The organism is Paenibacillus sp. FSL H8-0280, assembly GCF_045040665.1.
GTDB classification, from domain to species: Bacteria; Bacillota; Bacilli; order Paenibacillales; family Paenibacillaceae; genus Paenibacillus; species Paenibacillus xylanexedens_A.
The window spans coordinates 5,310,137-5,321,650 of sequence record NZ_CP150296.1; the positions used below are offsets into that span (position 1 = coordinate 5,310,137).

Here is an 11,514-nt window from a genome sequence, read left to right on the forward strand (position 1 = left end):
TTGCGATTTATCCTGTAGTCAATGGATAATGACAAGCCGCTGCGTGTTCTCCTCCTTGCAGAAGAGGCTCCTCCTCCTTGCACTTTGCTTGAACGAACGGACAACGGGTATGAAACCGGCAGCCTGACGGCGGACTAGCGGGACTTGGCACATCTCCCTGAAGAACGATTCGCTCCTGTCCACGCTTGCGGGGATCCGGTACCGGATAAGCATTGAGCAAAGCTTGGGTATACGGATGGCGCGGACTCGCAAAGATCCGTTCCTTCGTTCCGATCTCAACCACCTTGCCAAGGTACATAACAGCGATGCGGGTACTGATGTACTTAACCGCCCCTAGACCATGAGCGATGAACAAATAGGTGAGTCCGAGCTCCCGCTGCAGCTCCTTCAACAGGTTCAAGATCTGTGCCTGAATGGAGACGTCGAGCGCGGATACTGGCTCATCGCACACAATGAGTTTCGGGTTCATGGAGAGTGCGCGGGCGATGCCGATGCGTTGCCGCTGGCCGCCTGAGAATTCATGAGGGAATCTCTGCTTGTAACTGCGGGGAATGCCAACCGTATCCAGAAGGGTATCTATTCTTGCCTCTAGCTCTGCTCCACTGGCCAGACCATGCACCCGCATCGGCTCGGCCAGCAGCTCCTGCACCCGCATCCGGGGATTAAGAGAGGAGTAGGGGTCCTGAAAAATCATCTGCATTTTCGTTCGTTCCCCGCGGAGGTCCGACATTTTGCTTGTCGTAATTTCTTGCCCTTCAAACCAGATTCGGCCGGCCGTTGGATTCTCGAGTCGAATGATGCTCCGGCCGATGGTCGACTTGCCACAACCCGACTCCCCAACAAGTCCTAGCGTCTCTCCTTGGTACAGCTCCAGCGAAATGTCGTCCACTGCTTTGACATTCCCGACTGTACGGGATAACAATCCTCGTTTGATGGGGTAGTACGTCTTTAAGCCTTCGATTTTAAGCAGAGGTTCTTGGGCCACTCTGCGTTCCGCAAGCGTCATATGACCCCCTCCTCTCGCGTCTTCCAGGCACCGGGATCCTGTGACATCCAGCAGCGCACTTGATGTCCCTCCTGAACCGGAAGCAGCTTCGGCGCTTCGGAAAGACATTTCCCTGCGGCAAACTCGCAGCGAGTATGGAATCGGCAGCCCTTCGGCATGTTGGTAAGTGGAGGCACCGCACCCGGGATGGAGGTCAGCATCTCATCGGCATCAGTTTCAATGTGGGGAATGGATCTCATCAATCCTTGCGTGTAAGGATGAAGCGGCTTCTCAAACAGGGTAAACACGTCCGTTTCCTCGACCACCTGACCGGCGTACATGACCACAACCTTGTCCGCCATCTCCGCAACAACGCCGAGATCATGGGTGATGAGCATGATCGAGGCACCCATCTCTTCGCGGAGCTCCTTCATCAGATTCAGAATCTGTGCCTGAATCGTCACGTCCAGTGCGGTCGTAGGCTCATCGGCGATGAGTAGCTTCGGCTTACAGGAAAGTGCCATTGCGATCATCACCCGCTGTCTCATTCCCCCGGATAGAGAGTGTGGGTAGCTCTTCATAATCGCTTCAGGACGGGGGATGCCGACCTTTTCAAGCATTTCGACTGCGTATCTTTCAGCAGCCTTGCCTCTCAATTCGGTATGTAGCCGGATGGCTTCCGTCAATTGATTCCCAATAGTGAACACTGGATTGAGTGAGGTCATCGGTTCCTGAAAGATCATCGCAATATCTCCGCCGCGAATCAGGCGCAACTCGGCCTCAGGCAGCTTCGCGAGATCCTTGTCCATGAACCGTATTTCCCCCTCCCTGATGCTGCCGTTCTTGCCGAGCAGCCTCATGATCGAGAGAGAAGTGACACTCTTACCGCAGCCCGATTCGCCGACGATACCGATGGTTTCCCCCTTCTCCAGCTTAAGGCTGACCCGGTCCACCGAAGTGACTTCCCCTTTTTCCGTTTTGAAAACGGTCCTTACGTCCTTAAGCTCTAGTAGCATGCGCAGCCCCTCCTTTGCCTCAATATTTGGTATGCCGCTAAGCAGTTTTATGTTATGTTTGTTAACATTTAAAAGAACATCCTAAAACCCTATTATGAAGGCACCTGTGAAATCCCACACTTTTTTCTCTTTTTTCTTGGGAAAAACTACATATTTTTCATAGGACACTTATGCTATATTTCAAATATAAGATTTATTTTCTTGCGAACGCCCCCTAATATTTCAATCATGTATCTCTTCTTGTAACTTTATTTAACGTCAATATGACGATTAATTAAAGACACTTTACATTAGCTTTTGGAATCATTTCTTGGCATCCATGCCTCCGTAAGACCAGAAAGGTATCAAATTTTAAGAATTAATAAAAAAGAAGGGAGTGTGGGCCGTGTACAATCTTCTTATCACCGATGACGAGAGCGAAATTCGCAACGGTCTAAGTAACTATTTCCCATGGCATGAATTCGGTTATCAAGTTGTCGGGCAAGCGTGCGACGGTGAGGCTGCACTCGCCTTTATCCAGGAGCAGCCTGTGGATGTGCTTCTCTGTGACATCCGCATGCCCTCCTTATCGGGCATTGATGTAGCAGAACGGCTATATCGACAAGGCTCGGAGGTCAAGGTTGTTCTTCTAAGCGGCTTTAAGGAATTCGAATACGCGCAGTTGGCCGTACAGTATGGAGTCAAGAGATATTTGACAAAACCTACTAAATACACGGAAATCGCCGAAGTGTTCGGACATCTCCGAAGCGAAATGGACAATGCAAAAATGCCTGCCCCTCCCCTCTCTGCATCAACCGCAGAGAGCGTCCTGGCGGACCAGACCATCGAGAAGGTTAAGATTTACTTGCAGGATAACTTGTCCGCCGCCACCCTGGAGAACGCCGCAAAGCATGTTTTTCTTAACCCCTTCTATTTAAGCAAATACTTCAAGACCAAGACCGGCGAGAACTTCTCGGATTATGTGACGAAGCTTCGCATGCAACATGCGGCCGTACTTCTGAAGACTACCTACTGCAAGACGTACGAAATCAGCGAAATCGTCGGGTACAGTAACGCAAAGAATTTCACGCGAATGTTCCGGAGCTTTTTCGGCATGACTCCCAGAGAATATCGGAACGAGGAATAACTTATGATCACGACCACCGTCCGCTTTTTCATCAAGAACCTGTTGACCTTCCTATTGCCCATGCTGATCCCTCTCCTCGTTCTCGGTGCTCTGTCCGCCTTCCTGATCCAGCAGTACGTCGTTCACGGAATTAACAACAACAACATGAACATGCTTAAGCAGACCAAGGAGAACATTGAACTTCTGTTCAATGAACAGAACTCCCTGAACCTGCATATCATCGCCAGCACGACCCAGTTCATGAACCTCAAGGGTATGCTGAACAAGCCCCTGCCATCGGCAGAGGATTACCAACAACTGGCGGTCTTAAAAAATTTTATCGATTCACCCTCCATTGCCAGCCCCTATATTGATTCCATCTATATTTTTCTAAATAACGACAACCAGCGCTACATTTCATCCGTTACCGGAGGCTTCATCGAGCTTGGAGAGGATCCAGACCACTTATGGTACGACAGCTATCTAAAGCATGAGCATTACGAAGCAATCTGGACGGAAAGCCGGGCGGTTCCGCGCTATAATCTGAACGAAGAGATTGAATATGCAGATGTCATTACCATGTACCGCAATTTCAAGGTGTCAGATGACACTCGCGGTGTTATTGTCCTTAATATCAAACGGGAGTATATTGAACGCAGATTGAACGATCTCTCTACAGCAAAAGGGCAACTGCTCGCCGTTGTCGATCAACAGGGCTCTGTTATATTCCGCAATAACGCCCGGTACGAGCTAAGTCCCGAGGAATTGGAACAGGTCATTTCAAGTAAAAGCAACTTTATTACGACACACACTCCGAATGACGAGGCCTTGATCAATATGATTTACTCCAAGACCTATGACTGGGTATTCATCTCCGTCACTCCAAAGCAAACCCTGTACACCGCGCTTAATCGCCTGCTTCGCATCGGGGCTGTGCTGATGATCATGGCGTTGCTCGCAGCGCTTCTGCTAGCCTTTCATTTGACGAAGAAGAATTATTTGGACCTTAAGATCATCATGTCCATTCTCGGCGCAGCAGAACAAGGAAAGCCGCTCCCTTTACACCGCACAAAGGGTAACAGCGTTCACAGCCAAATCATCCGCAGTTTGCTTCAAAATTTTATCGAGCACAACTATATGCGCGTTCAACTTTCAGAGAGCCAGTATAAAACGCAAGCCGCCCAGTTCGCCGCCCTACAATCGCAGCTCAACCCTCATTTTCTCTATAATACGCTGGAGACGATACATTGGAAGGCAGCAGGTTATACAGAAGGGCCGAATGAGCTAACGAGCATCGTGGAGCATTTGTCCGATATTCTGCGGTACTCCCTGGACGGGCAAAATGGACTTGTGCCGCTTAACGTGGAGATCGCCAATACGAAGAGCTACACAGCGATACAGAAAACAAGATATGGGGAGCGATTTTACATTTGGTGGGAGTATGACGCGGAGCTAGAGAAGTACCATGTGCCCAAGCTGATCTTCCAGCCACTGATCGAGAACAGCCTACAGCATGGCTTGAGTCGTTCGGATCAGAAGCTGGCAGTCAAGATCAAGATTCAGCGTTGTGGCAATTCCCTCCGCTTGGCCATCATTGACAACGGCAACGGTATATCGGAGGAGCGAATGGTCGAGCTTCGCACGAGGTTGTTTAGTGATTCGACGGATGCAAACCACATCGGCCTTATTAATACACAGAGAAGAATTCAGCTTGCTTACGGTCATAAAAGTGAGCTTCACATCAAGAGCAAGCCCGGCTGGGGAACGCTAATTGACATTACGCTTCCAATCAGTTAGTTCGTGGATTGGTGACTGGGGTGTTACAATATTTTTCACATGTTTTTCACTTCCAGATGTTTGTCCTGGAAATTTAAAAAGCCCAGTCACTAGGACTGGGCTTTGGTTAAGCATGAGATCTGGCAAGATCCCTGAGCTTCGCTTATTCTTCTGTAGCTTTTTCTTCAGCTGCCGGTTCAGCTTCCTCAGCAGAAGCCGTTGGCTCTTCCTCAGCGGCTTGTGGCGGCATGACGGAAGCGATGATGGACTCAGGTGATGTTATGAGTGTCAAACCTTTGTCCAGTTTGATATCCGCAGCAGTCAAGCGATCGCCAATATCCAATCCGCTGACATCCACCTCAATGGACGTTGGCAGATCTGCAGGCAATCCTTCTACTTCCAGCTGTGTCTCCTGTGTCTGGAATACACCGCCAGCTTTCGAGCCGGCCGCTGTACCCTGGAAGTCGATCGATACACTTACGCTGATCGGCTTGTTCTTGGAAATTTGCAGGAAGTCTACATGCAGCAAACGTCCGTTACGCTCTTGCTGATCCTTGATCAGCACCGGAACCGTTTTACCGCCCTCCACATTCAGGTTGAACATTTCGGAGCGGCCTGTGCGTGCCACTTTCAGCATTTCTTTTTCATCTACATGTATTGAAGCACCTTCAAGTCCCGGGCCGTAAACGACTGCGGGAACTCGTCCGCCTTGTCTTAACAGGCGCAGTGCTGCACCTTTCTTTTCCGTTCTTGGCGTTGCTGTAAGTTGAGCCATTTTTCCGTTGGATTTCATGATTGAACATCCTCCTTCAAGGGATCACTACATTATATTTGTTGGAAAGCGCTGAGGCTTATCACATAGACCATAATGGTCTTTTTTCCTTTGGCCGAATCGTGGGCCATATCTATATTTACCCCAATGATAGAGGATCTCAAACACGAAACAGGACAATTAATTATTTTTTGGCAAGTTATGCGGCTTATAATCAGACCAAAAAAGCAGTCGGAATCTCTTCCAACTGCTGATTTAACAAGGTTTTGACGAACTACGTTCGACGTTATAAATTAAGAAACTATGCGCTATCACGATCCTCTGTTTTTTCGCTTTCACGAATGATCTGCATCTCGTCTGATCCGCTACGGACAATAATGTGTACATCCCCATCTTCAGGTACAATGTCCACGTAACGGTCTCCGCACGTATCTTTAGCTTCCCATTCGTTCAATCGAATGATCAATCCCAGGTGATGCAGACCCGGAGCAACGCGGAAGCGGGCTTCGGCGGCATTTCCGACTTGTTCCAGCCGTACTGCTCCGTCCTCCATACCTGTGCCCCATACCCAGACATCCCAACCTTCATAATGCTGGTCTTCCCGTTCGTATCGAAGCGTGACGGTTCGCGAAATCTGTTTATGAATCGTCACGGCAAGCGTTGCCCGGATTCCTCCAGCTTCAGCAATAATATGGGTTACTCCAGGTGTCATCGCACGTACGATCCCTGCTGCACTCACCACTGCAAGTTCTGGATGAGAAGAGCTCCAGCGTATATTCGAATCCTGAAGCGGCTGACCAAATTGATCCAGAACCAAGGCACGGAAGCGACTGATTCGAGTCATGTACATGACTGGTTCGCCCACAATTTCGATTCGTTCAGCATGACGATAATCCACTTGTAACATACAGCTTGCCGTTATGTCCCCACAGTGGACTGTAATCGAAGCTTCCCCTCGTTCCAGTGCATGGATTGTTCCATCAGGCTGGATCTGAATAATAGCAGGATCAGAAGAAGTCCAGGTAACTGGAGCTTTTTCTACCACATTACCAATGCTGTCCCGTGCGATCGCTCGCAGTTGAGTGGTCTCCTGTGGACTATATACCTGACGAGGAAAACTAATCTCCACTGTTGATGGTTCAGCGCCTCCAGCATGCTCTGTGTCATACAGTACCATTAAGGACCATCGTTCTACCTGAACAGTACCACGAACAGTCTCGATCAAGTCTGTGCCTGCCTGATGATCATTGACTACAACATGCCAGTCCCCTTCACCCAGGTCGACATGCTGTTGGTGCTCCGTTCCGTTATAGATGACCATAATCTGATTCCAGGTGTCCTGATTCGCACCATCATGAAGTATAAAGGCAACTACATTGCCATCCGCACGAATAACACGAAGGTGATTTCGAACCTGTTCAGCATCAATCATACGAAAAGCGGGATGTGTGCGCCGCAAATGAATAAGACCACGATAGTAGTCGAACACTGGTCTGAACCGTGATTTGTTGGCCCATGTGATAGCGTTCACCGCATCCCCGCTCCGATAACTGTTATGATCACCGGCTTTGGATCTGAGCATCTCATCCCCTGAATGCAGAAACGGAATTCCCTGAGAAGTAAGCAGAATGCCGGAGGACAGTAACGAGCGACGAACCATCTCATGATTCAAAACATCATCTGCATCCACATACCGATATGGATCTGCTGCTTTTACCGCCGACTCAGCACTTCCGCCACCCACGGGCTGTCCGTCCTTCCATACGGGAAATCCTAATTCATGTCTAAGGTTCATTGTTGTCGCAATTTTATCCCACAGATTGAGATTGTCATGGGCAGTTACATAATTGACAACTTCCACAGGTGAAGATGTGAAATCATCCAGTGCTCCGGCTAATCCTCTGAGAACCTCATATTCCTGTCCTCCAGCACCCGTGACAAACCCTCTGCCACTGCCATCACTATCGCCCTTGATTGCACTGCGAAAATGATCATTAAATACTGCAAACCCCTGACCTCGCTGGGTTCCTTTTAAGGTTTTACGGTCCAAAGGTGAATCTCCACCCATCCAGGGTTCCCCATAGATCAGAAACGCCGGATCGATCTGCTCCCTCAATTCGCGTGTCAATTCATTCATCGTTTCCGTATCAATCAGGGCCATGAGGTCAAATCTAAATCCGTCCACATGATATTCTTCTGCCCAATATCGGAGAGAATCCAAAATATATTTTCGCACCATTGGACGTTCTGTCGCCAATTCATTGCCTACACCAGAACCATTACTGAGGGTGCCGTCCTCCCGATAACGGTAATAATAGCCTGGTACAATCCGTTCAAAAGGTCCCTCTTCCACGCTATACGTGTGATTATAGACAACATCAAGTACAACGCGAATGCCTTGTCTGTGTAACGATTGAACGAGTGATTTGAGCTCCCGAATTCGAACTGCAGGATCACGAGGATCTGTCGCATACGAACCTTCGGGAACGTTATAATGCTGGGGATCATACCCCCAGTTGTATGGTGCTCTGACATTTGAACCCACATCTGCTGTAGCGAGTTCATTCACCGTCTGATAATCCGCCACAGGCAGAAGATGTACATGAGTGACTCCCAGTTCGGCAAGATGGTCTACGCCAATACTATTGCCTGCTCTATCCGTCAGACCGGATGCCGTGAATGCCAGATATTTTCCCTTATACGGAATGTCTGCATGTGGGTCCGAGGAGAAATCACGAACATGCAACTCATATAACACGGCATCGACAGGACGCAGAAAAGCAGGTTTGACATCCAGGTCCCAATCAACCGGATTGGTGGTCTCCGGATCTATAATAGCCGTTCGTTGTCCATTAGCCGTTACCGCTCTGGCATAAGGATCAACAACCACTTCAATCCGCTGATCATCATGGATAATTCGGTACATATAATAATGTCCTGCCCAATCGCCGCTGAGCTTCAGGCTCCATATTCCGTCCGCATCGCGCGTCAGAGTATGTTCCTGCCCATTTTCATGATCTTGTACTTTACCACTATCGTTGTAATGCCCTTCATCGTCAAAAACCAATATATAAACCTGTTGTGCCGTAGGTGCCCACAATTTAAAAGTACTTGCTGCACGAGTATATGTTAAGCCAAGATCGTTGCCTTCGTAACAAAAAGAAGTCCATTCCGGCATCGTTCCCACCGCCTTTATATCCATTGTTTTCGTGTTGTCCCGATGTTACGGAGCGGGACGTGATTTGTCAACCCGGGGTTGTCTGTACTCATCATATCGGTCCAATTTGCATATTCAATTAGCAATCGCTTTCAAAATATAGGATATGAAAACAAGCGCCATAGATTGACAGCATTTGTACCTGTCCTGACAAAAAAAGTTTGGAATATACAAGAATAAATTGCAGGATGTCATTGGGTTGAGATTAAAATGCACCAACAGGTGCACAACATAAAAAAGGTGGACATATGACGATATATAGTCCTGTGACCAAGGCAATGGTTTCTGACGCATCAACAAATCCCCCTTTCTTACGGGAAAGGGGGATTTGTTTTATCTCAATTTATTTGATTAAATTCGATTGATTGGATATCTTGAACGTGTCCTTGTTAACGATTTTACTAATGGTTTGTTGGTACCCTTCAATTCTTGGCAAGCATTGCGTTCATTAGGAATTGGAATACATCACCGTAAGGGATATCGCATTCACATGTACCTGACCATCCTGTATGGTGCGTATCGTATTAACGTCTGCTTGTCCTTTTTCTACAATCACATTCCATGTCCCTGTGGGAACAGCGATGTCACGGTTTTCTTTTGCCGCGTTGTATATGACAACAATACGTTCCCATGAATCGCTGGTTGCTGTACCGTTCAGTTCATAGGCTAGCAGCCCATTACCTTTTTCGATTAGACGAACATGCTTCTCGATCTCTTCCCGGGTACGAAGCCGAAAGGCTGGATGTTCTCGCCGAAGACGGATCAGCCCACGATAATAATCAAATACCGGCTTGAACAGCTGCTTCTGTTCCCAATGTATCGCATTGACCACGTCTCCACTCTGGTGGCTGTTGGCGTCCCCATATTTGCTGCGAAGCAGCTCATCTCCAGCCGCGATCAGGGGAACACCCTGAGAGGTTAGAACAATACCATTAGCAAGCAGACAACGCCTAACGGTCTCATTCTCCAGAATGTGTTCCGGATCGATCTGCAGGTAAGGTTTAGCCTTCTCTACGGCCTCCTCCACACTCTGGCATCCACGAATACTTCCATCCTCGTCATAGGTGAGGAAATTCAAGGTATCGTGGAGTCCTTGTGTACGTGCGACTTTGTCCCACAGGTTGAGATTATCATGTACCGTTACATAGTTAATCGTCTCGGATGGACCATCCGTAAAATCCTGTATGGCTCCCCGGACGCCAGTCCACAATTCGTCTTCTTTCCCGTCCGCACCCGTCGCAAATCCCGTACCCATGCCATCGCTGTCTCCCTTGATCACTCCGCGAAAATTATCGTTAAACACAGCAAAACCCGCCCCGCGTTGCGTTCCTTTTAGGGTCATATCATCACCAAGCGGCGAATCCAGTGCGCCCCATGGTTCACCATATAACAATATGGATGGGGATACTTCTGCGTGTAACTCCGCTGCAAGCTGTTTCATCGTAGTGGTGTCGATCAGGCCCATCAGGTCAAATCGAAAACCATCCACATGATACTCCTCTGCCCAGTAACGGACCGAGTCGATGATAAACTTGCGAACCATGGTGCGTTCAGTAGCCACCTCATTGCCCGTACCTGAACCATTGCTGTAGGTCCCATCGGCGTTTTGACGATAGTAGTACCCTGGTACAAGTTTTTCAAAAGAGCTGCCTGTCGTATCAAACGTATGATTATATACCACATCCATAATGACACCTATTCCCTTGTTATGAAGGGCCAGCACCATTGATTTGAACTCAAGAATTCGTGTCTCCGGATCATCTGCACGTGATGCATAGGAACCTTCCGGGACATTGTAATGGAGCGGATCATATCCCCAGTTATAGTTGGAGGCATCAGACGTATCACCATCTACTCTGGATTCATCCACCGTCGCAAAATCAAATACAGGTAGCAGATGCACATGGGTAATCCCGAGTTCAACCAAATGATCGATCCCCAGTGTGTTGCCCTCCGAATCACGCAGACCCGTCTCGGTAAAAGCCAAGTATTTGCCTTTATTCGTTATACCAGATGATGGATGAATGGAAAAATCACGTACATGCAGTTCGTACAGGACTGCATCTAGAGGAATGGTCAATTCCGGGCGAATATCATCACTCCATCCCTTCGGATGTGACTGCTCCAGTCTGACAATTACACCCATTTCTCCATTCATGGTCACTGCTCGGGCGTATGGATCTACAGCATGGGTTGAATGTCCATCTTCAAAAGTAGGCTTGTACATGTAACGGTAGCTGTTTAAATCACCCTCCAGTTCCAGAACCCAGATGCCTTGTTCTTTCTTTTGCATAGGTAACGCCTGCTGTTTCCGTTGATTGGGCTCTTCCTCCGGGCTCCCCCCTGTCAAAGGTGGGTACAGAAGTAGTTCCATCTGAACGGCGAACGGTGACCAGACTTTGAAGCGACAGGACTGTGCTTCTAATGTGACACCTAAATCTCTTCCTTTGTATGTATCTTCTGAAATCAATAGTTCCTGCTTATCCTCTTCAATCATGTGTGTTGTTCCCCTCTCGTTGAGAAAATTGATGAATATGGATGGTACGAGTGCTCCTTACCCTTTATACCCGTTCTGCTGCCCAACCATAATCCGAATTACACATAAAAGAAGACAAACGTCATGTAGATTCACATTACGCCTGC

General features: G+C 48.3%; 7 protein-coding genes. 2 read left to right on the forward strand and 5 right to left on the reverse strand.

Translation table 11 applies throughout. The annotated features are described in order from the left end of the window. Positions 1-7: 7 nt before the first annotated feature. Positions 8-1,006 carry an ABC transporter ATP-binding protein gene (locus MHI12_RS23145; RefSeq protein WP_405170457.1) on the reverse strand — a complete coding sequence of 333 codons (999 nt, stop codon included), beginning with the start codon at positions 1,004-1,006 and terminating at the stop codon, positions 8-10. Then, positions 1,003-2,007: an ABC transporter ATP-binding protein gene (locus MHI12_RS23150; protein ID WP_340967403.1), complete on the reverse strand. Its 1,005-nt coding sequence runs from the start codon at positions 2,005-2,007 to the stop codon at positions 1,003-1,005. Before MHI12_RS23150 ends, MHI12_RS23145 begins: the two co-directional genes overlap by 4 nt. A 379-nt stretch (positions 2,008-2,386) precedes the next feature. Here MHI12_RS23150 and MHI12_RS23155 point away from each other — a divergent pair, with 379 nt between their 5' ends. Further along, positions 2,387-3,127, forward strand: a complete 741-nt coding sequence (locus MHI12_RS23155; RefSeq protein WP_405170458.1) for a response regulator — start codon at positions 2,387-2,389, stop codon at positions 3,125-3,127. A gap of 3 nt (positions 3,128-3,130) precedes the next feature. Then, positions 3,131-4,903: a sensor histidine kinase gene (locus MHI12_RS23160; protein ID WP_405170459.1), complete on the forward strand. Its 1,773-nt coding sequence runs from the start codon at positions 3,131-3,133 to the stop codon at positions 4,901-4,903. 142 nt (positions 4,904-5,045) lie between these two features. Here MHI12_RS23160 and MHI12_RS23165 read toward each other — a convergent pair whose 3' ends face one another. From MHI12_RS23165 to pulA (MHI12_RS23175), 3 genes are all read right to left on the reverse strand, one after another. Further along, on the reverse strand, positions 5,046-5,675 hold the full coding sequence (locus tag MHI12_RS23165; protein WP_076212356.1) for a 50S ribosomal protein L25: 630 nt from the start codon (positions 5,673-5,675) through the stop codon (positions 5,046-5,048). A gap of 280 nt (positions 5,676-5,955) precedes the next feature. Beyond that, positions 5,956-8,832 carry a type I pullulanase gene (gene pulA, locus MHI12_RS23170; protein ID WP_405170460.1) on the reverse strand — a complete coding sequence of 959 codons (2,877 nt, stop codon included), beginning with the start codon at positions 8,830-8,832 and terminating at the stop codon, positions 5,956-5,958. Positions 8,833-9,319: 487 nt separating this feature from the next. Beyond that, complete coding sequence (gene pulA, locus MHI12_RS23175; protein ID WP_405170461.1) at positions 9,320-11,368, reverse strand: type I pullulanase; 2,049 nt, start codon at positions 11,366-11,368, stop codon at positions 9,320-9,322. Positions 11,369-11,514: the final 146 nt, after the last annotated feature.

Coding starts and splice junctions, on each gene's coding strand:
- pulA (WP_405170460.1), bottom strand. CDS start 8,832: ATGCCGGAATGGACTTCTTTTTGTTACGAAGGCAACGATCTTGGCTTA.
- pulA (WP_405170461.1), bottom strand. CDS start 11,368: ATGATTGAAGAGGATAAGCAGGAACTATTGATTTCAGAAGATACATAC.
- MHI12_RS23165 (WP_076212356.1), bottom strand. CDS start 5,675: ATGAAATCCAACGGAAAAATGGCTCAACTTACAGCAACGCCAAGAACG.
- MHI12_RS23160 (WP_405170459.1), top strand. CDS start 3,131: ATGATCACGACCACCGTCCGCTTTTTCATCAAGAACCTGTTGACCTTC.
- MHI12_RS23145 (WP_405170457.1), bottom strand. CDS start 1,006: ATGACGCTTGCGGAACGCAGAGTGGCCCAAGAACCTCTGCTTAAAATC.